Here is a 21,760-nt window from a genome sequence, read left to right as displayed (position 1 = left end):
CTGACCATTGCTTCCCCATTTAAGCTTTTTGCTTCTTAATGAATAGATATTTACGGACGATTGGCAAGATCAACAACAGTGCTGACATGACCCAAAGTCCCATACTGATGTTACTGCTCCACAGAATACTGAGCTCACCTTGAGAAATGGAGAGTGCACGTCGTAGATTTGACTCCATCAATTCACCCAGTACAAAACCAAGAATCAGAGGTGCCAATGGAAAATCAAATTTTCGAAGGATATATCCAACAATACCGAGCCCCATACAAAGCACAAGATCGAAAACAGTGCTATGAATTGCAAATACCCCAACAAAGCTGACGGTTGCAATAATAGGAATCAAAATATAGCTTGGAATCGAAAGTAAACGCGCAAAGAAGCCAACTAAAGGTAAGTTCAATACCAATAAGATAATATTCCCCACCATTAAAGATGCAATCAATGCCCAAACCAATACAGGCTGCTCCGTAAATAACTGCGGACCTGGAGTAATGTTATACATGGTCAAAGCCCCCATCATGACCGCAGTTGTTCCAGAACCCGGCACACCTAAAGTCAACATTGGGACAAAAGAACCACATGCTGCCGCGTTATTAGCACTTTCTGGCGCGGCCAAACCACGTAGATCACCTTTACCAAATTTACTACTGTCACCCGCCATTTTCCGTTCAGTGGTATACGCCATGGCACTCGCCACACTGGCACCCGCACCCGGTAAAATCCCTGAGAAAAACCCAATCAAAGATCCACGAATCATGGTGGCTAAGGCACTCAGAAACTCTTTAACATTAAATAATGAGCGTTTTCCTTGTTCTAAAACCACTTTGCCCATCGTGGTCCGTTCAAGCAGCAGTAAAATTTCACTGATACTAAATAAACCAATCACCACAGTTGTAAAGGCAATGCCGTCACTTAAACCCACACTATCAAATGTAAAACGATAAACACCAGTAATCGCATCCATACCCACGGTCGAAATTGCCAGACCGATCAGCGCCATAATTAACGTTTTAAATGGTTGCGTGCTGACTAAACCCGTCAGGCAAACAATGGCAAAAACCATCAAGGCAAAGTATTCCGCTGGTCCAAAGGAAACCGCCCATCGTGCCAAAATCGGAGCAAATAAAACAATCCCTATAAAAGCAATTGTGCTACCTATAAATGAGCTAATAGATGAAAGGGATAAAGCAATACCTGCCTTACCTTGCTGTGCCAAAGGATAACCATCTAAAGTGGTCATAATTGCACCTGCATCGCCCGGCACATTCAGCAGAATTGCGGAAATTCGTCCACCATATTCACAACCGAGATAAACAGCTGCCAATAAAATTAAGGCACTATCAACGGGTAATCCTAAGGCATAGGCAAAAGGTAATAAGATGGCAACACCATTGATTGGACCCAATCCCGGCAACAGTCCGACAATCGTTCCAATAAATGCACCAATAAAAGCAATGAGTAAGTTTTGTGGTTGTAAGGCAACTTCAAAACCTGTCATTAAGAAATTAAATATGTCCATGTCGTTGTCATCCCTAACCCAAGAAGCCTAGTGGCAATGGCACATCCAAAACACGGTCAAACAGATAATAGGTACTCATACTCAGCACCAAACCCGTAATAACAACTGGTACTGTTTTCCCGTTAAAAAGTTTCCCAACCGCGATGGTCATCAGTAGCGTTGCTGCGATAAATCCCAACCATTCGAAGCAAAGCGCATACAGTGACAATGCCAATGTACATAGAACAAGTTTGCCGATTAAATGCTTAGTCCAACCTAGTTCAACAGGTTCAAACATCATAGCTGGGCGCACAGTCAAATAAATGGCACTCACTGTAATTAAGCCCATCAGTAAAATTGGAAAGGCTTTCGGTCCTACAGGGTCGTAGGAAATCGGCGCTTCAAAATTGCATGCGTAAATTAATAAGAAAAAGCCGCAGACCGCAATGATGGCCGTAAGAATCCGTTCAGATTTCATCATCTATCCTCGAAAATAAAAAACTGAGTTGAAAAGGCATTCAACTCAGCGTATTTGTTATTTTGATAATTTATATTCTTCTGATAATTGGCGCATTTCAGCCGTTTGCTTATAGACATAAGCACTGATTTCTTCACCCGTTAATTCAAATGGCAACAGGTCCTGATTTTCTCGAACTGCATCGAATTTTTGATTGGTCATCATTTTATCAAATGCATTTTTCCACCAAGCATATGCCTCATCACTGACCTTTGGTCCCATGTAGAAACCACGAATCACAGGCCATTCCAAGTCATAACCTTGTTCCTTCGCAGTTAATAACTTAGAAAATTTACCCGCTAAACGTTTATCAGAAAACACTGCTAGAACACGGATATTACCCGCTTCGAGATGCGAGCCAATTTCACTCACATTCCCCACGCCCACTTGAATATGTTGACCTAACAAGGCTGTTAATACTTCGCCACCGCCTTCGAGAGCTACAAAACTCATGTTGGCAGGATTTACCCCAGCCTTTTTAGCCAAAATTGCCGTTTGCATCCAATCTTGACCACCCACACTGCCAGCACCACCAAAACTGATCCCTTTTGGATTTTCTTTTAGCGCCTTCATCAGATCATCCAGTGTTTTTAATGGCGAATCCTTATGCACTGCCACTAAACCGTAATCAACAGCTACACCCGAAAGCCACTTCACATCCTTCTCAGTAAAATTACCAAATTTACCTTGAGCCAAATTCAGTAAAGAACCAGTTGAAAATGCGATGACCGCATTGTTATTTGCTGGATCATTATTCACAATTTTATTGTAAGCAACGGCCCCTACACCGCCTGGCATATAGGTCACACGCATCGGATCTTTTAATACTTCTGTTTCTTTAAAGCCGGATTGGATCAGCTTACAGGTCATATCAAAACCACCACCCGGCTTTGCAGGTGCAATACATTCTGCACGTTTTGGATGACCAGGATCTTTTGAGGCATTGCCTGTGCCGCAGCCAACGACTGCAATACTGGTGCAAGCGACGGCTAACCATTTTAATTTCTTCATTGTTAAAATATCCTTATAACGTTGTAGTCCATTTAAAAATTCAATTTTCTTACCTATAGCCATCATCGACCTCCATGGTCCGGTTGTGGTTTGGGTGCTTACTTGGTTTTTGAATTCGTTTTAAGTTTTGCGACACGTTCTTCGACGGCAAATTTTAGTAATGCGGCACTTCGGTAAAAGCCGTGCGCAAACTTACCAAAAGGGATCGTCAAGAAGAAAGTCATAACGGTTGCAAGATGAACAATCAGCAAGAGAGCCATTGCGGAACTATCGCGAAATACCAATAACGCCAGACCTGTAATGCTGATCAGCAATAACAGGAAGATAAAACCACGGTCCATTGGTTTTTGTTTTGCATCACCATGCATCGGATGTCGTTTAATATTGAGATGTAGCAGCCCGATCGGTCCAATGATCAGACCAATACCGCCCAATGTACCTAAAATCACCGGTAAACTGGTGTAGGCATACGGTGCTTCTAAGCCTAAAAAGTAGTGATACATCGTCGCGACACTAGTTGCCATAAAGCAAAGTAAAAATCCATACATCGTAAAGTGATGGAAAACACGGCGGATTTGTGTATAACGATCATCTTCCTCATTACAGCCTTTACCATGTCCACCATCTAAATATTTTAAGGTCAGGACATTTTTTGACGCTTGTAAGATATCGGGTTGAGCAACGCCTTCTGGAATAATTTTTGAAGTTTGTTTCCAAAATTTTGCTATTCCCAAGCCCAAAAGCATAAAAGCTAAGATAAATACAGAGCCAAATAACACGGCAAGAAAGTTATGCGGAAAAATTGCATAAAAATCCCCTTGATATTGACCAAAGATATTGGTGCCATTGAGCCAAACACCCAAGAGCATCAGTAATGCAAAAAATACTGACATCGCCGAAACCAAAGGAATTCCGGTCTTTTTATAAATCGCACCAAAAGATGCAGGAACTGCAAATTCTTGATAGGTTTCTAGGCGAACTTGTGCCATGGCTTGAGGAATATTGACGCCAAATTCATGCGGAGGCGCATACTGACAGGCATGTAAACATGCGCCACAGTTGTGACATAAATTTGCCATGTAATGAATATCGGCTTGAGTAAACTCTAGTCTTTTGGTCATTGCAGGGAAAACCGCACAGAATGTTTCGCAGTAACGACATGCATTACAAATCTGTAAAGCCTGTTTTACTTGCTGTTCATGATCCGTGAGCTGTACAACTGGAATTAAGTTTTTAACATTTGCATTCATTCTTTAAACTCCCAGTTTAAACGCAGCTTGAGCCGCATTTTTTCCTGCAATTCGACCAAATGTCGTTCCAATCGACATACCTACACCGGCTGTGTAGCCTTGCCCAAGTACATTGCCTGCCATCATTTCGCCTGCAACAAATAGATTTGGACTTGCGACATTTTCAAAGCGCACAGCGGCATCATCTTCGACTTTTAAGCCCAGATAGGTGAAAGTAATGCCTGGACGTAATGCGTAGGCATAATATGGCGGTTGGTTTAAAGGAACAGCCCAATGTGTTTTTGCGGGCGTTAAATTCTCGGTATGGCAATTATCCAGTACGGTGTGATTAAACTCACCCGCTACACAGGCTTGGTTATAGTCCTTCACAGTTTGAACTAAAGTCGCAACATCTAGATTTAATTTTTCTGCCAACTCTTCGATCGTATCTGCCTTAGTACCTTCAAAAACAGGTGGCATAAAACGCCCAACCGATTTTGAATCAATAATTGAATACGCAATCTGACTTGGCTGTTTTGCAACTAAACGCCCCCAAATGGCATAACGTTTCGGCCAGAAATCTTCGCCTTCATCATAAAAACGTTGCGCATTTTTATTGACCACGATGCCGAGTGAAACACAGTCAATACGGGTGCAAATGCCGCCGTCGTAGAGCGGTGCGCGGGCATCAACTGCGACACAATGTGATTGAGATGGGTCGCCAATAATATCTGCACCCTGATCAATCATGAACTTTAATAAATTGCCTTGGTTAAAACGTGTACCTCGGATAATGAAATGATCTGCAGGCCATTCGCCATTTTCATTTTGTCCCCACGCTTCTTTTAACCATTCGCGATTGGATTCAAATCCACCTGCAGCTAATACACATGAAGCGCCGTCAAAACGCGTGCCATCTTCAGCAATTGCAGCAATAAATGTCCCATCTTCAATAATCAGTTCATTGATTTTTGTGTTGTAGCGAATCTCGACCCCTAAATCTTTTGCACTTCTAAAATAGGCATTCACCAAAGCTTTACCACCGCCCATAAAAAAAGCATTGGTCCGTGCAACATGTAAGGCACCTGATAACGGTGGTTGAAAATTTACCCCATGTTGACGCATCCAATTACGGCAAGTTGCCGTGGTGCGAATCACTAAACGCGCTAAATGCTCATTGGTTTTACCTGCAGTTACTTTGAGTAAGTCCTGCCAATATTCTTCTTCTGGATAGGCATCGACTAACACATCTTGAGGTTCATCATGCATACAACGCAGGTTACGGGTATGTTGTGAATTTCCACCGCGCCATTCCTTTGGTGCTGCTTCTAACAATAAAACTGAAGCGCCAGCCTCCCTTGCTGTCAATGCTGCACATAAAGCGGCATTCCCACCGCCAATTACAATTACATCATGCATTCGATGTCTTCCCTTTCGAATTTGATGTAATTTAAGACCAAAACTGCCTAGCGCTGTGATAGGCAACTTTTAAATAGGTGTTTAGTAAAATTAAATAGGCTAAAAGTCTAATAGCTCTGCACTAGGCCAAAAACCATTGTTGATCAACTCTTTAACACAAATTTTAATTGCTACTTTGGTCGCGAGACTTGCAGGAGAAAGCTCTTCTTCAGCAATACTAATAAGATAATTAATTCGATCCAGCACTGGTTCGACTACTTTGAGTAAACAAATATCTGATTTGAGATAATCAAAATGTGCACTGACAGGTTGAATAGTCGCCATATTTAAGTTGCTGACACAGTTCATGAGTAAGTGTAAACCATCAACTTCATAATTTACGTCTAGCCCCTCAACCTTTTGATCTATGAATTTACGTAAACCATGTCGTTGGCTTGGTAATACCAGAGGCAAACGATTCACATTTTCTAAATCAATTTTTCCATTTTCAATGCAGTGTTCAAAGCCATACTCTTTCAGTAAAGAACGATTTGCCATAAGAAACATTTGTTCTTTTAATAACGGTTGTACTGCCCAATTGGCATCGACATCTTGGGTAAAAATAATGGCAATGTCGAGCTGTCTTGAGTTGACTAAATTGGTTAAATTTCCCGAGAGACTTTCAACTAAATGAATTTTAATATCAGGATAACGCTCTGACATAAGCTGCATAAATGGTATGCCCAAAACTGACGCTATACTGGGTGAAAATCCAACGCTGACATGACCCGTCAGACGAGATGAGTGCGCCGCCTCAATGGCATATTGCACATGACGTAGAGAAAGTTGAGCTTGCTTAAAAAATGCTAAACCCGCTGGCGTGGGCGTCACACCTGTAGAATTTCGCTGTAATAAACGTGTGCAAAGTTCATCTTCAAGTTTTGCAATTTGTTGACTGAGTGCCGATGTGCCAACCTCAAGTTTTTGTGCAGCTTTGCCTAAACTTCCAGACTCTACAATGGTGATGAAATATTTGAGCTGTTTAAGTTCCACTCACGCTCCTTAAGATTTTTTCAATGCTTCATGTTAGTTTTAACAATATAGAAGCTAAAAAAACAGAAAAATCATTCAAAAGAAGTATTGAATATAAAAAAATATATTTTATGTATTTCGACACTTTAAATTGTCATATTCTACCTACTCAATTCACCTTTAGTCCCTCAAAAAAATCCACTATCTTACCCGGCAAGATAGTGGATTCAGATTTAAGGAATAGGTTCTAGTAAGCCCACTGCACCAGCAGTCTAAAGAACCCTGCGACAAGCGCCAAACTCAAGACACCACCAAGCCATAGCACAATAAACCAGCCTGCTTGATTCAGTTTCATGATGATTCTCCTTAATGATAGCCATCATCGCCGACACGAACTTTGTCACGGAACACCCAATACGACAGTGCGGTATAGAACAAAATAATCGGTATCAGCACCAATGCTCCAATCAAGGCGAACAATTGACTGCTTTGCGGTGCTGCTGCCTGCCAAATGGTGACGGATGGTGGGATGATATTTGGCCATAGACTGATTAAGAACCCTGTATATGCCAACACAACTAAGACAAGTGTATAAATAAATGGCGCAAATTCCTGACGTCTTTTACAGGCACGTAAAGCCAATAATGTGAAGATCAATACTAAAATCGGCACAGGGCTAAAATAGTACAGTTGCGGCAAGCTAAACCAACGATTTGCAATCTCTGCATGTACCAATGGGGTGTAAATACTCACTGCAGCAAAAATCACAAATAAGGCGATAATCAGTTTGGGCATGAGGCTAAACATATGATTTTGAACACGTGCATCAGTTTTAAAAATCAGCCAACCACAGCCTAAGGTGGCATACAGCACCACTACAGCAATGCCGGTAAAAATTGAAAATGGGGTCAACCAATCCAATCCGCCACCACTATAAATACCATTGGTGGTTTCAATCCCTTGGATATAAGCACCTAAAATCATACCTTGGAAAAATGATGCCAAGATCGAGCCCCAAATAAACGCTTGATCCCATAAATGTTTGGTGCGGTTCGCTTTAAAACGAAACTCAAAGGCGACACCACGGAAAATCAGTGAGATGACCATTAAGATAATCGGCATATACAGCGCAGAAAGCACAGTCGAATACACTAATGGAAATGCCGCAAATAAGCCGGCACCACCTAAAACCATCCAAGTTTCATTGCCATCCCAAACTGGTGCAACGGTATTCATCATCACATCGCGTTCTTGGCGATCTTTTACTAAAGGAAAAAGGATACCAATCCCTAAATCAAAGCCATCGAGTACCACATAAATCAGCACACCTACAGCAATGATTACTACCCAAATTAAGGATAAATCAATCATGGTTTTTCTCCTGTGGTTGTACTTCAAGCGACTCATCAATCGTACTCATTGGACGATTTGATGCACGAATGACCTCACCATCACTATGGGCTTGAGAATGAATGAACTGTGGTCCTTTAACCATCAATTTGAGCATGTAATAAATCCCAATACCAAATACGATGCAGTACACGATCACAAAGATTATTAAGGTTAAACCGACTTGTTCTGCCGATACTGGTGACAAGGCGTCTTTGGTACGCAGTACGCCATACACGACCCAAGGTTGACGACCGACTTCTGTGGTAAACCAACCAGCAAGCAAGGCAATAAAGCCTGAAGGTCCCATACATAAGGCAAATTTGTGGAGCCATTTTGACTCATAAAATTTCCCAGTTTTACGCAACCATGCACCCATCAGAGCAAGCAAAATCATCAAGACTCCCATACCGACCATAATGCGGAAGCTCCAAAATACTATGAGCGAGTTTGGTCGATCTTCAGGGGCAAATTCTTTTAAGCCTTTCACCTCTCCCTCTAAGGTGTGCGTCATGATCAGACTACCGAGGTTCGGAATGCCAATTGCATACTTGGTTTCTTCCGCCTCCATATCAGGAATACCGAACAAATATAACGGCATGCCATGATCTTTATTAGTTTCCCAATGTCCTTCAATTGCAGCAAGTTTCGCAGGTTGATGTTCTAAAGTATTTAGACCATGCATATCCCCCACAAATACCTGTAAAGGTGCAAGTGCGAGAATCATCCACATCGCCATAGAAAATGATTTTTTTACTAAGGCATCACGGCGACCTTTGAGTAAGTGCCATGCTGCAGTAGCAGCGACCAATAAGCCAGATACAAGGAATGCTGCTAGAGCCATATGCGCTAAGCGATAAGGGAATGATGGGTTAAAAACGATAGCAAACCAATCTTGCGGCACTATAATGCCATTTTCAAAGCTGAAGCCTTGTGGAGTTTGCATCCAGCTATTGGAAGATAAAATCCAAAACATGGAAATACAGGTGCCAATTGCCACCATCAGTGTGGCAAAGAAATGGGTTTTAGGACCCACTCTTCCCCACCCAAACAGCATAATGCCTAGGAAACCCGCTTCTAAGAAGAAGGCACTCAAGACCTCATAACTGAGTAAGGGGCCAGTGACACTACCCGCAATACGAGAGAATTCACTCCAGTTGGTGCCAAATTGGTAGCTCATGACTACCCCTGAAACTACTCCCATTCCGAAAGACAATGCAAACACCTTGATCCAAAATTGGAACAGATCACGGTAAACGGGATCTTCTGTTTTAAGCCAACGCCATTCTAAGACCGCAAGAAAACTTGCTAGCCCAATGGAAATTGCAGGGAAAATAATATGAAAAGAAACTGTAAAAGCGAATTGAATTCGCGCCAATTCAAGCGCTGTCAAACCTAAATCCATGTCTATCACCTTATTGTGGAATTATGCGGTGAACCACAAACGGCCCATAATTTCGGGACTGCTTTAGGAAAGATAGATCAGTACGATGACGCAGACTGTTGTGAATCTGTTGGGATTTGATCAATTGTTTTAGCCTAATGATATAGGCGAACCGATTCTGTTCGCATCCGCTAAACGGTGCAAAAATATAAAGTTTCATAAAATCACTCTTTAAATACCGAGGTAAATCAACAATTCAAATTGTTGGTCTGATTAGGATTTAAAGTGTGTGTGGAGGTGCCCTACCTTGTGGAAGTAAGTAAAGCCTTTGCAGTGAGAAATATACATGTCGGAAAGCATCTTTATAGAAACTTAGACGGACTTGAATCTTATCGATGATTTCAACTATCTCAAAATCAAAAGGTAGGACAACATCACCATAGACGGTACAGTATTGGCATTGATGGTTATGTCCATTGTGATCGTCGTGATTATGATCGTGGGTCAGATGATGAACAAGTTCGTTATACGTCTCATGTACGTGTTTGTGCTTTTCTGGGGACAGTAAATTATGTGTAATAGAGAGACATACCGGAGCAATTTGAAATTCTTCGGGTAATAGTGGTTGTAAATATACTGCGATTTGCAAAACTAAAGTTAAAATTGCAAAAAACAGTCCACTCTGTCTTAGCAACATATTCTCTCAACAGATGCCAACGAAAGCAAAAATACTTAAAAGGCAGTGCTTCCTTGAAATCCGATCATACAAGTCAGCTTTATAGAATATAATATACCTAAAATACCAAGATCTTTAAAGTGAATATTCACTTTAAAGATATAAATATGAATTTTTAAGATAAAGACATAAATAAGTCTTTAATAATTTGAAATACAATATTTTTAGGTTTTAAAAAAATTAAGCGGTAACTTTAAATACGACACCCCATTTTCTTCAGGTTCGGGAAATTGACCCGCTTTCATATTGATTTGAATCGAAGGCAAAATCAGTTTAGGCATACTTAATGTTGCATCCCGCTCATGACGCATCTGCACAAATTCAGATTTTGTAGTTCCCTCATGAATATGAATATTGTGCTCTTTTTGCGTTTGAATATCGGTTTGGCAGTGATATTCATCACGCGTTTTTGGCAAATAGTCATGGCATAAGAACACCCGGGTGGACGCTGGCAATTGATACAGTTTTTGCACCGAATCAAATAAGGTATCTGCACTACCACGCGGAAAATCACAACGTGCTGTGCCATAATCTGGCATAAATAAAGTATCACCGACAAAAACTGCATCACCCACTACATAACTTAAACATGCAGGCGTATGACCTGGTGTCGGGATGTTATAGGCCTCTAGCTCACCAATATGAAAATGCTCATGATCATCAAATAAATAATCAAAGGGTTGTTGAGCATTAAACTGCTTGATATCCAAATTATAAATGGCACTAAAGGTTTCTTGCACCAAGGCAATATGATGACTCATGGCAATTTTGCCACCGAGTACAGATTTTAAATATTGTGCTGCAGTCAAATGATCGGCATGCACATGGGTTTCCAAAATCCAATCTACTTTTAAATCTTGTACTTTGACATATGCAATGATTGCATCAGCATGGGTGGTCGAGGTGGTTCCCGAAGCCGCATCATAGTCCAAAACACTGTCAATGATAGCGCAGCGCTTGGTTACCGGATCACTCACCACATAACTAAATGTATTGGTCGCTTGATCAAAAAAATCCTGAACAATCGGTTGTTGCATAGTTAAGCTCCTGACCATTTACGGTGAATCAACACGCCTGCAAGCATCGCCACTATAAAATATAAAACTTGATAATGCCCTAAGCCAATTAAGGTGAAACTTGGCGCTGGGCAAATGCCGGCAATCCCCCATCCTGCACCAAATATTAAGGCACCCATAATAAGCTTTGAATCAATTTTATTGTTACTTGGTAAATCAATCTGCTCATTAAATACTGTGGTTGGTGCACTGCTATGTACCGCTTTTTGGAATGGAATAAATGCCACAGCAATTGCCCCCATCATGACAAAGGCAAGGCTTGCATCCCAATTACCAAATATATCTAAAAAATCGATCACTTTTTGCGGATTAGACATGCCAGAGAACATCAAACCCACTGAAAAAAGCGAACCAAATACAAAAGCTAAAAAGTTTTTCATTTTAGAATGCTCCAATCAAGTGACGAACGACATATACAGCAATAAAGCCTGCAAACATAAAGGTCATAGTTGCAATGATGGAACGTTTAGATAATCGGCTGATCCCACAAATACCGTGACCACTGGTACAACCAGAACCTAAGCGGGTACCAAAACCCACCAGTAAACCAGCAATAATCATCATTATTGGGCTAGCAGACACGATAATCTCTGGTTGTACAAAAAGACCATAAATAAATGGCGTGATGATCAAGCCTGAAAGAAACCACACTGCAGGCGTTTTAAAAATCGTCTGTGGATTCAGTACCTGCGCAATCAAGCCACTGATGCCTGCAATACGCCCATGGACATACAAATAACCCACCACTGCTATACCCAACAGAGCACCACCAAGAAACGCTGTCACAAAATCATGCATAGTTAACGCGCCATAAACAATATTTAAACTTATATTATATATATTTATATATTAATCAAGCCATTTTATGTTATTATCTCGACATACTTTGCTCTTTTTGCTTTTTATGATTCGGATTAGACGTTATGAACATCGCAATCGATAACTTAAAAATTGAATTTACGCAGGTTGATACCGTTTCCAATTGTTTGAAAGTGTTATCAAATCCTGACCGTTTAAAAATTTTATGTGTGTTGATCAATGGCGAATTAAATGTTCAGCAAATTGAGGAATGTACCGATATTCATCAGCCGACCCTATCGCAACAATTGACCGTTTTACGGAACAATAAAATTGTCTCGACACGTCGTGAAGGCAAACAAATTTTTTATCAATTGGCAGACCCTAAAGTGCTGGGTATTATGCAAACGCTGTATCAATTGTACTGTCAGGAATAAACATTTTTGTGCATGCCCTCTTGTCTGGAAGCTCAGCCAAGTTTAGTAAATCCAAAATGAGATGATCAGTAAAAACCCGGTCAGCATGGTCAATAAATTCAGCCATACGGGATGTTGGGTCTGATAATCCTCAATAAATTCTTGTTCGGTTAATGAGCGCAACCCTCGACGATATTGCAAAATTGAGGCAAAGTTCACCAATAAACCAAACACAATCACGGCAATGCCCAGCCACTGTCCATAGATAATTTTGTGCTGATATTGCTCAGGGTGCAGTAGTTGTAGCAATACGTTTGATTTTTCAATCAAAAAACCAAAGGCTATCAGCGCTAAACCACTGCGATTCCATGCCAATGCCGTACGTTCCAAAGCAAACAATACCCGTGGATCTTGTAAATTTGACATTGTGCCCCCTGATGTTTAAGTAGTTGATGTTGAGCTTAGCATGATCTTAGACGGGCTATTGTGTTGGCTGGGTGAGCATTTATTTTACTTATTTTTCAAAGATTTCTTTGAGATCACTCGGCATCCCTTGTGCAGACTGGAAGTTACCCTTGCTATCACGCCAAGCAATGGATGGTGTTGAGAAGAAACCATATTTGCCCATTAAATTTTGGTTAAAATCAATTTTTTCTGCTATCTCTACAGGAATATTTTCTGCTGGTTTAAGGCGCTTTTTGCCACGATTGACATTGATATCATGAAATACCGCTGTTGGATTTTTTGACATCAGCAAAGTTGCTACCTGAGCACGACTTTCTTCACGAATAATTCCGACCTGAATATGCCGTAATTGTACCTTAGCTGACTCTACCCAAGGACGTGCTTCTTGCCAAAATTTATGGCAATACGGGCAATTGGGATCTGAGAATACATAGACAATACGTGGCGCATCGGTTTTGCCATCTTGAATCCAGGTTGAATCTTCTAATGTTTTCCATACATCATCTAAAATGGCTTTTTTCATATGCGTTTCAATTTGGCTGTTGGAAAGACTATTTCCTTGGGCATCAAACAACTCGCCTTTGATGTAATACTTGCCATCATTGGAAATAAAAATGGTATTGGAATATTGGTCTTCATGCCCCACCCAACCCGTTAAACCTGCAGGTGCAGGAATTTGTTTTACAAATTGAAAGCCTTCTTTTTCGAGTTGTTTTTTAATAGTATTCGGATTAGCACTGACACCACATGCCACCGTCAACAGTGTTCCGATGAGTAAACTGGTTTTAAGTAAAGTATTCATGACACATATCCTATGATTAATTTATGGATTCATTTTCTTGAGATATTGTTGCAACATCGCTTGACTGATTTCGCCTTGATGACGCTCAATTAACTGACCTTGTGCATTGAAAAATAAGGTAGTGGGTAAACCTAAACTGTTCACTGCTTGTGGCATTTCACCCTGCATATCGAGCAAAATATTTTGAAAACTGAAGTGATGTTTTGTGAGATAAGTACGGACGGTATCGACCTCTTCACCTTGATTGAGCATGACAAAATGCACCTCAGGATATTGATCCTGCGCACGCTGTAATACAGGCATTTCACGATGACACGGCGGACACCAACTCGCCCATAGATTCACAACCGTCGGCTGACCTTGAAATTGTTTTAGCGCAATCATTTCTGACGGATCTTGAATGGCTAGGTTCAGACTTGGAAAACTCAAATTTGGATAATGGCTATCTTGATGCATGATTTTTTGTACTGTCCATCCTGCCCCCATAAGCAGGACAAAGATCAGCAATAATGTGGCTTTTGCTTTGTTCGCAATGGCTGAATTTCGCCACCAAAACCATGCACTTCCTATAATTATTCCGCCAATCAGATGAAACCCTTTGTCTTGAATTTTCAGCATATCAATGGGCGATGCGAGATAAGATTCCAGATTTAATCCAATAAAGACTAGGCGTGCACCTATTAATCCGATCCAAACACTATTCCAAATAGAATCTTGGAAACGCTGTTGAATCTCGGCTGACCACTGTGCTTTTTGCCCGACTTTTCGTCCAATCATGGCGCTGACCAGGAAAGCCAACACCAAACATAACAATCCCCATTGCAACATGAATGGTCCAAGATGCAGTGCTTCGCTTGAGATCATGGCGGTGTATCTCGGTTTAATCGGCTCAAGAGTTGCGCTGCACTAAAGGTGCCCGTCAAACGTAGATTGCGCTGTTCCTGATGCTCTGTATCTAAGAAAATTAAAGTCGGTGGCCCTAAAATTTGCCATTCTTTTAGGATGACATCCTGACTTACTTCGTATTCTGTTAAGTCGAGTTTGATCCGAGCAACATGTGCTAAACCAGCTTGTACATCGGCACGAGGCATCACCTCTTTTTCAATCGGCTGACAAGCCACACACCAATCAGCATACACATCTATGAGCACTGCTTGTCCTTTGACTTGATTCAGTGCCTGTTCAAGCTCAGCTTGGGTACGTACTTTTTGCCATGGAACTAATGTTGTGGCTTGTGTCGTATTCAGTTGTGACCATGCTTGCGTGACATACCATCCACCCGATATTGCAGTAGCTAAGCTCATAACAATAAACAGTAGTTGCGTCGGCATCTGCGAAATATGCGGACGTATCTTCCATAAAATGTAAACCGTGATATCGATGAATAAGAGTCCCATCAACATCAAATAAACCACGCTCGGCAGTAAAGGACGCAGGAAATACACCGCCAACAACAGCATGACAAAACCGAAAGTGAATTTCAGACGATCCATCCACACGCCCGGTTTGGGTAAGTACTGTGCACCAAACACACAGGCAATCAACAATGGTAAGCCCACACCTAGACCTAGAATAAACAGGTAACTAGCCCCCATCCACGGTTCAGGCAATTGCGCAACAAACAGCAAAGCCCCTGCCAATGGCGCACTCATACAGGGTCCGACAATTAGCGCAGAGATCATGCCCATAATGAATGAACCCCATAAGGTTCCACCTTTTTGTCGTTGTTGCCATTGATCTAAACGCTGTAATACACCTTGTGGTAAAGATAACTGGAATACACCAAATAAATTCAGTGCAAACAGCACAAACATGACCGCAAATAACCCAATAAAGATGGGACTTTGTAACCAACGTTGGAAGTTATAGCCAAGTCCTGCCACAGCCAAGCCCATCAAGGCATAAATCAATGCCATTCCGACCACAAAGACACCTGCAATCATGCCAGCACGATAGCCACGATGACGTTGTACCAAAATACTGGATAAGATCGGAATCAGTGGTAAGGAACATGGTAAGAATGCGAGCAATACACCTAAACCTAAGAAAATGATCAGATTCAGTGCAATATTGTCTGTTGAAAGTAAGTGAAAGAAGTACTGATCATTGTTCCAATCGGCCTGCTTCGTACGCTGTTCAGCATTCCTTGTAGTAACAGATTCTGAACTTGCCTGCATCATCAAGGCATCATCTAGCACTGGCGCACTGGCTTCGCTAGGTCCTGTTAATGCAGTCGGTTCAGAAGATGGATTTAAGCCATTTTCATCCTCTTTGACTTCTGCTTTATTTTTTTTGGCTTGAGTTTCAAATGTTGCAGTTTCAGTGTTTTTCGCCTGTGGTTCTACAGGTACTGCAGTATTGGGTAATGACGACGATGTGACTGCATCTAATAATTTCTTTTGCGTTGTACTTTGCTGACTCAGCTTGCTTTCAGGCAATAATCCATCGGCATCGGTTTGAATGGTGGTGCGCTGAACCGGATAACATAAGCCACTTTCGGCACAGCCTTGCCATTCAATTTTATAGCTTTGCTTCGGTTGCATGGCGACAGTTGCTTGCACTTGTCCATAATGCACTTCGGTCATGCCGAAATTGGGGTCATCTTTTTGCTGTGGACGAGGCAGTTGCAGTGATAATGCTTTGCCATTTTCAATGACTTTAAGCTGATCATGATACAGATAATAGCCATCAGCAATACGCCACGTGAAGATGGCTTTGTCTTGCGCTGTCGATACAGCCTGAAAAGCAAATGCTTGATCAGGGGGTAAAAAATCAGCGGATGCTGTTTGCATACTCAAAATGCTGAATATTCCACACAACCCTACTAACCCAATACGCATAGATGACTTTAATACCCGACATAAATCTATTTTGGTTGATTATGCAAAAGCATAAATTAAGGGAGCATTAACAAGATAAATCATTTATAAAATACAGGCAGGAAGTCAGGAAAACGCTATGTTTGTTGTTTTGGTTGAAGATGATCCATATATTGCCTCAAGTATTTGTGCCACATTGGATTTTTTAAATATTTCAGTAGAACATGTGAGTCATGCGCGTGATGCAGATTATTTTATCCGCCACAGTGCAGTCGATTTATGTTTGCTGGATTTAGGCCTACCGGATCAAGATGGTTTAGACTTACTGCGATCATGGCGCAGAGATCACATTCATGTTCCTGTTTTGGTTTTAACTGCACGGTTACAGACCCAGCAATGTGTTGAGGCATTAAATGTCGGTGCCGATGACTATTTGACCAAGCCTTTTGAACTGGATGAACTAATTGCACGGGTTCATGCACTCACCCGACGTCACCGCGGTTTTTCATCGAATGTCATTCAATTTGACCACTTAATGCTCAATAAAGACACTCAAGAAGTCCATTATCAAGATCAAATGATTCAGCTTTCACGCCGTGAATACAGTTTGCTTGAAACCTTGATGAGCTATCCAAATCAAGTACTTAAAAACGAAGTGCTATTAGACAAGTTATACGGCTTCCAAGACAGTATCGAAAGTAATGCCCTGAATGTCCATATTTATCACTTAAGGCAAAAATTGAATGCAGACTATATCCAGACCATTCGGGGCGTCGGTTATATGTTTAAAATTCCTGAGTCAATTCCATGCAAAAATCACACAGCTTAAAATGGCGCTTGGTCAGTAGTCTTTTTGCCTTGATGATCGGCTTATGGAGTGTAGTATTTGTTTGGCTGTATATCGACTTACAAAAGCGTCTTCAGGACACCTTAGATCAACGTTTGCATGCCTCCGCACAAATGGTCGCACGACTGATTCAACAATTACCACTGCAAAGTTTGGATGAGTCTGCCTTAGTCCAACAACTTCATTCCACAGATCAAGAACCATTGATCGCTTGCGAAGTATCTTTATTTAGCTCTGACATCAGTGTAGGACAGCATGTGATTGCCAAAACACGCGGTGCACCTAAAGATTTAAGTCAGCAAGCAGTTGGTTTTAGTACTTGGCAACAAGGTGAGACGCAATGGCGCAGTTATGTGTTACGCCGTGGTGAGATTCAAGTGGTGGCTGCAGAGCGTATGTTTTTGCGGGAGTCTTTGCTAAAACAGATTTTGCAATCGGTCTTAATTCCGCTGATCTTGTCATTATTGTTGTGTATCGGCTTAATTGTTTTGATTATTCGTCGAGAATTTAAAGCCTTGGATCAGGTTGCAAGCGATTTAAGTCAGTCAAATTTATCGCTCAATGAGGCAAGCCAATATCTCACAAGCTTAGATGCCAATACCATGCCCTCAGAGGTCTACCCTTTTGTGCAAAATTCGAATCGCTTAGTCCATAAACTGCATCAAAGTCTTGAAAATGAAAAAGTCTTTAGTGCATACGCTGCGCATGAATTACGGAGTCCTTTAACCGCAATTAAAACCAATGTGCAATTGGCACAACTGATAGCGAAAACGGACGGCAATATGAAATTGCAATATAGCCTGGATCAAGCAAATCAAAGTGTCCGTCGCTATGCTGATTTACTTGAGCAATTACTGATGTTGTCGAATACTGATCAATCTATTGAACAGATCAAAGCAAGCATTCAGGTACAGCCCATTATTGCAAAAGTACTCGATGATTTAGCACTGATTTATCCTGAAGCAACAGCTAAAATTCAGGTCGATTGGCACAGTCTTGGTGATTTGATATTACCTGAATTTGTCTTGTATTCTGTTCTTAAAAATCTGCTTGAAAATGCACTATTACATGCAAATGCTGATGTGATTAACGTGAGTATGCAGAAAAACACTTTACACATTCAAGATAACGGTCCACATTTAAATGCCGAAGATATTCGTTACTTAGGGCAACGTTTTTGGCGTAAATCGTCTCAGCAGAAAGGTCATGGACTGGGCTTATCTTTGGTCAAAATAATGCTGCAACAATATGCTTATGCCATCCAATTTGAACCGAATTTTCCTAAGGGATTAAAGATTACACTGTTATCTCAAGAGTGTTGAATAAAGCAGATTATCATTTTTAGATCATGACCATTTATTCTTTGATTCTCAACGACCACTTTAAAAAAAAGCTTGATATATTTGTAATAGACTGACTTGTAATACCTTTATTTCAGTTCAAGGGCAAGCTCTCTTGCTTTCTTTAAACTCATGTCTGGATATAGACCAAGTGATTCTGACTTACGCTCACCATGAACGTTATAACGTACATTCCAGTATTTTTGCCCTGCTGGCGTCACAAGAAGTGAAAGACCATTCTCATCTGACAGACGGTAACGCTTATCTTGTGGCTGTGCTTTTCTGCATTCTGTATCTGTGAGTTTCATGTGTATTTACCCGTTATCAATCCTAAAATTATTGGGTAAATTTTCCCAAAAATTACCCACTCAAGGCAAAAATTGGGTCACACAGCTTAGGACAAGGTCGGACAATACAGCCAATAAAAAAGCCTTTAAACATTGAGTTTAAAGGCTTTTTTAGGAATTTGGTGGGATGGCGTCTACCGAATTAAAAACTTAATATGTTGATTTATATACATTTTAAAGTTTTGTAAAAATCAACCATACATAACACCATACAAGATGCCAATTACTTAATATATCATTAACTTAAAAGCCTATTTATCGAGTTCAATTCTAACAATTGAAATTGAACTCGTCTAGGTTATGTATATCGTGTGGAAGCTATTGAGCAATAATTCGAGAGTCTAACGATTCCAGTCTCCAAATGTATTTCCTTCATCATCCATATAGATTCCATCTCCAAGATAAATAGCGCCATGCTCATCAGGGGCACAATCGCCAAAAATTTCTAACAGTTCAGCATTGACCGAATTCATTACAATATTCCGTGAGAACTCCTTTTCATCCGAGTTAAAACGGTGATAATCGGCTACCGAATACCCTAGTCCCTCTAATTCATCATCGGTCATTACACCTAATTTACTCTTCAAGCGACCTATTGAATGAATCCATTTTCTATCATCTTTAACAAAAACTTCCCCACCGTATGCTTCAGGGTCTTCAAAAGGCTCATAGCCATTTTCAACTGCTCGTTGCTTGCTCACCTCAAGCCATTCAGGAATATTCATAACCATTCCAACATTAAAACCTCTTTAAATTCTTATATCTTAAGCCCAAATATGAGTGGCCATTTTAAATAAAATTTTCTGTCTGGTTTCCAAAGCATCACGGTCAAATACATTGATACCTTCCAACTCATTTAGATCAAATTTCGCTCTAAATGCTTTAAAGTCTAGATTTGATTTATAAAAATCTTCTCGTAAAGTTTCATTCCATAAAAGCGTACCTGAGTATGTCTTCAACTTCTCTTCATAAGTTTCATTATTGCTCGAGATATTATCCTTACCTTTTAACAATAAGATACCACCTAGACGATTTCGCTCATTCACGAATAAGTCTTCTTGGTTATCAAATAACGCTAGGCTTTCTGCATTCCTTGAAAGTATATGTTCTATATGAAAACCGTTAACTGAGCCCGTGTTTGAAACTAAAGGTTGGTATGAATGTCTCATCTCCACATTCAGATTCTTTGCTAAAAAACCTTCAACCCTAGCAAAAAAATATCTCTTGAATCTAGCATTTAAATTATCACCAGTATTTTTAAACAACGAATAATCAAAAGGATTCTCAGGTTGAACCTGTCTCTTTTTCTCTATTTGAGACTTGAGTTCGTTATCAAATACAGAACGTATGATAGACAAATCCTGCTCACGTATTTCACTTGAAATGCGGTAAAGAGATTCTTGAAAAGCATTACTTTCATAGCAATTCTGAAGTTGTAAAAGAGCAAAGAACCGATCTATCTCTTTAGCTATACTGTTTAACTTCTCATCTTCATTCGGATCATCAATGCTACAAACTGACAATCCTAACAAAAGGCTACCATCTAAATCATTTAAAGAGTTAAAAGTAAAATAAGAATTTGAATCATTTGATAATTTATTTAAAAGATTGGCATAAACTTTGGAATAGTAAGTAAAGTCTGCATCTAAAAAATCCACAACCCCCTTAGGATTGTGATCTAAGCATAATTTACTTTGAAAACTCGATGAGAAAATGATTCTATGGTAGTCACCATCAAACTTTTGCCCCTCGGCTCTCGTGTCAGCAAATTTAGACTTCAAATAGAATCTGAAGAATCTATCCGCCTCATCCTCGCTAAACTTGTTAATTTTTTTGAGGCTAGTTTCCCAAAGCTCATTATAATTTTTACTTTCTAAGAGTAATTTATCAATCTGACCTAATAATTTCCCTTTAAGAATCTCATAAGGCTTAAGTTTTACCCCCCTATCATTGATAACCTCAAAAACCATAGGAACATCTGTCTGCTCCACTGAAAGATTGATTAGCACTAATCGTCTTAAAAAGTAAAATACAAAAGTTTCCAACTTATGGTGGTTATCACCAATATATGTGTCAAACCATTCAGATATAACTTTGTAGTTTTTTACCATATTGACTGCAGTAAGACCCGAGTCTATTGGTGCTGTATCTGCATCACCCGAGTAAAGTGCATCTAGAGTCTTTAGATGCCCCTTATGATTCATCCAAAAGGTATTTTCAAAACCAACTTGTCCACAAATTTTTGCATCCACCCATTTACTTAATTTACTTTTGTTATCCACCAATCTACGGTACATATTAATAATAATTAAAGTAATGGTTGTAAGCCGTTGCTGACCATCGACAACATACACTTCACCATCAATAGTGTTGGTGACATAAGTATTAAGGTAGTACCAAGGATATTTAGTATCTATCACCTTTGGTTCGGGTGGTAAATCCGAATTAGCCGAATAAACTTCGTTAAATTTATAAAATACATCATCCAGTAGTCTATTTACTGGCTCAGCACTCCATTTATAATCTCTTTGATAAAAATCAATGTTGTACTGCGTATTTGAAAATAAAGTGTCAATATTTTGTTTGTCTGGAGAAACATCCATTAATTAAATACCCTCAAAAAATAAAAATGGCAGATAGATATCTGCCATATAAA

General features: G+C 40.3%; 22 protein-coding genes and 1 pseudogene. 3 read left to right on the top strand and 20 right to left on the bottom strand.

What is annotated here, in order from left to right:
* Positions 1-19 precede the first annotated feature (19 nt).
* The 13 genes from FTU13_RS15190 to FTU13_RS15135 form a co-directional block, all read right to left on the bottom strand.
* Positions 20-1,519, bottom strand: a complete 1,500-nt coding sequence (locus FTU13_RS15190) for a tripartite tricarboxylate transporter permease (protein ID WP_078189994.1) — start codon at positions 1,517-1,519, stop codon at positions 20-22.
* A 13-nt stretch (positions 1,520-1,532) separates the two neighbouring features.
* The gene (locus FTU13_RS15185; protein WP_180024036.1) at positions 1,533-1,979 is read right to left on the bottom strand and encodes a tripartite tricarboxylate transporter TctB family protein; all 447 of its coding nucleotides are present in this window, start codon (positions 1,977-1,979) and stop codon (positions 1,533-1,535) included.
* 54 nt (positions 1,980-2,033) lie between these two features.
* Positions 2,034-3,089: a tripartite tricarboxylate transporter substrate binding protein gene (locus FTU13_RS15180; protein ID WP_180024035.1), complete on the bottom strand. Its 1,056-nt coding sequence runs from the start codon at positions 3,087-3,089 to the stop codon at positions 2,034-2,036.
* Positions 3,090-3,124: 35 nt separating this feature from the next.
* Entirely contained in the window at positions 3,125-4,276 is a 1,152-nt protein-coding gene (tcuB, locus tag FTU13_RS15175) for a tricarballylate utilization 4Fe-4S protein TcuB (protein ID WP_180126715.1), read from the bottom strand.
* A gap of 3 nt (positions 4,277-4,279) precedes the next feature.
* Positions 4,280-5,674, bottom strand: coding sequence for an FAD-dependent tricarballylate dehydrogenase TcuA (tcuA, locus tag FTU13_RS15170; RefSeq protein WP_180024033.1), 1,395 nt, complete (start codon positions 5,672-5,674; stop codon positions 4,280-4,282).
* 99 nt (positions 5,675-5,773) lie between these two features.
* Positions 5,774-6,706, bottom strand: a complete 933-nt coding sequence (locus FTU13_RS15165; protein ID WP_180126717.1) for a LysR family transcriptional regulator — start codon at positions 6,704-6,706, stop codon at positions 5,774-5,776.
* 226 nt (positions 6,707-6,932) lie between these two features.
* Positions 6,933-7,040, bottom strand: coding sequence for a DUF2474 family protein (locus tag FTU13_RS15160; RefSeq protein WP_111886050.1), 108 nt, complete (start codon positions 7,038-7,040; stop codon positions 6,933-6,935).
* Between the two features lie 11 nt (positions 7,041-7,051).
* Complete coding sequence (gene cydB / locus FTU13_RS15155) at positions 7,052-8,056, bottom strand: cytochrome d ubiquinol oxidase subunit II (RefSeq protein ID WP_078193076.1); 1,005 nt, start codon at positions 8,054-8,056, stop codon at positions 7,052-7,054.
* A complete protein-coding gene (locus FTU13_RS15150; protein WP_180126719.1) occupies positions 8,049-9,479 on the bottom strand; it encodes a cytochrome ubiquinol oxidase subunit I in 1,431 nt (476 codons plus the stop codon). The genes cydB and FTU13_RS15150 overlap by 8 nt, the downstream gene beginning before the upstream one ends.
* Positions 9,480-9,738: 259 nt before the next feature.
* On the bottom strand, positions 9,739-10,152 hold the full coding sequence (locus FTU13_RS17560) for a DUF2946 domain-containing protein (protein ID WP_078193302.1): 414 nt from the start codon (positions 10,150-10,152) through the stop codon (positions 9,739-9,741).
* Between the two features lie 206 nt (positions 10,153-10,358).
* The gene (locus FTU13_RS15145) at positions 10,359-11,231 is read right to left on the bottom strand and encodes an MBL fold metallo-hydrolase (protein WP_180126721.1); all 873 of its coding nucleotides are present in this window, start codon (positions 11,229-11,231) and stop codon (positions 10,359-10,361) included.
* Positions 11,232-11,233: 2 nt separating this feature from the next.
* The gene (locus FTU13_RS15140; protein WP_180126723.1) at positions 11,234-11,650 is read right to left on the bottom strand and encodes a DUF6691 family protein; all 417 of its coding nucleotides are present in this window, start codon (positions 11,648-11,650) and stop codon (positions 11,234-11,236) included.
* Between the two features lies 1 nt (position 11,651).
* Positions 11,652-12,068, bottom strand: coding sequence for a YeeE/YedE family protein (locus FTU13_RS15135; protein WP_180035493.1), 417 nt, complete (start codon positions 12,066-12,068; stop codon positions 11,652-11,654).
* 125 nt (positions 12,069-12,193) lie between these two features.
* On the opposite strand from FTU13_RS15135, the gene FTU13_RS15130 reads away from it, so the two are divergent.
* A complete protein-coding gene (locus FTU13_RS15130) occupies positions 12,194-12,505 on the top strand; it encodes a metalloregulator ArsR/SmtB family transcription factor (RefSeq protein ID WP_120367942.1) in 312 nt (103 codons plus the stop codon).
* Positions 12,506-12,547: 42 nt separating this feature from the next.
* Here FTU13_RS15130 and FTU13_RS15125 read toward each other — a convergent pair whose 3' ends face one another.
* From FTU13_RS15125 to dsbD, 4 genes are all read right to left on the bottom strand, one after another.
* Entirely contained in the window at positions 12,548-12,910 is a 363-nt protein-coding gene (locus FTU13_RS15125; RefSeq protein ID WP_180126725.1) for a YidH family protein, read from the bottom strand.
* Positions 12,911-12,998: 88 nt separating this feature from the next.
* Positions 12,999-13,751: a thiol:disulfide interchange protein DsbG gene (gene dsbG, locus FTU13_RS15120; RefSeq protein ID WP_180126727.1), complete on the bottom strand. Its 753-nt coding sequence runs from the start codon at positions 13,749-13,751 to the stop codon at positions 12,999-13,001.
* A 21-nt stretch (positions 13,752-13,772) separates the two neighbouring features.
* The gene (locus FTU13_RS15115; RefSeq protein WP_180126729.1) at positions 13,773-14,615 is read right to left on the bottom strand and encodes a TlpA disulfide reductase family protein; all 843 of its coding nucleotides are present in this window, start codon (positions 14,613-14,615) and stop codon (positions 13,773-13,775) included.
* Entirely contained in the window at positions 14,612-16,543 is a 1,932-nt protein-coding gene (gene dsbD / locus FTU13_RS15110; protein ID WP_257226700.1) for a protein-disulfide reductase DsbD, read from the bottom strand. Before dsbD ends, FTU13_RS15115 begins: the two co-directional genes overlap by 4 nt.
* A 166-nt stretch (positions 16,544-16,709) precedes the next feature.
* Here dsbD and FTU13_RS15105 point away from each other — a divergent pair, with 166 nt between their 5' ends.
* Positions 16,710-17,399, top strand: a complete 690-nt coding sequence (locus FTU13_RS15105) for a response regulator transcription factor (protein WP_180126733.1) — start codon at positions 16,710-16,712, stop codon at positions 17,397-17,399.
* Positions 17,378-18,739: an ATP-binding protein gene (locus tag FTU13_RS15100; protein ID WP_180126735.1), complete on the top strand. Its 1,362-nt coding sequence runs from the start codon at positions 17,378-17,380 to the stop codon at positions 18,737-18,739. The genes FTU13_RS15105 and FTU13_RS15100 overlap by 22 nt, the downstream gene beginning before the upstream one ends.
* A 44-nt stretch (positions 18,740-18,783) precedes the next feature.
* On the opposite strand, the pseudogene FTU13_RS17555 reads toward FTU13_RS15100, so the two are convergent.
* The 3 genes and pseudogenes from FTU13_RS17555 to FTU13_RS15085 all read right to left on the bottom strand — a co-directional run.
* Positions 18,784-19,065, bottom strand: a pseudogene (locus tag FTU13_RS17555) (Arm DNA-binding domain-containing protein); the annotation flags it as partial.
* Between the two features lie 380 nt (positions 19,066-19,445).
* Complete coding sequence (locus tag FTU13_RS15090; RefSeq protein ID WP_180126737.1) at positions 19,446-19,829, bottom strand: hypothetical protein; 384 nt, start codon at positions 19,827-19,829, stop codon at positions 19,446-19,448.
* A gap of 39 nt (positions 19,830-19,868) precedes the next feature.
* On the bottom strand, positions 19,869-21,707 hold the full coding sequence (locus tag FTU13_RS15085; RefSeq protein WP_168526696.1) for a DUF262 domain-containing protein: 1,839 nt from the start codon (positions 21,705-21,707) through the stop codon (positions 19,869-19,871).
* Positions 21,708-21,760 lie beyond the last annotated feature (53 nt).

The sequence above is a fragment of the Acinetobacter sp. YH12064 genome, assembly GCF_013419735.1.
Lineage (GTDB): Bacteria > Pseudomonadota > Gammaproteobacteria > Pseudomonadales > Moraxellaceae > Acinetobacter > Acinetobacter amyesii.
The sequence above is the reverse complement of the archived record's forward strand: the minus strand, read 5'-3'. Positions and strand labels throughout refer to the sequence as shown.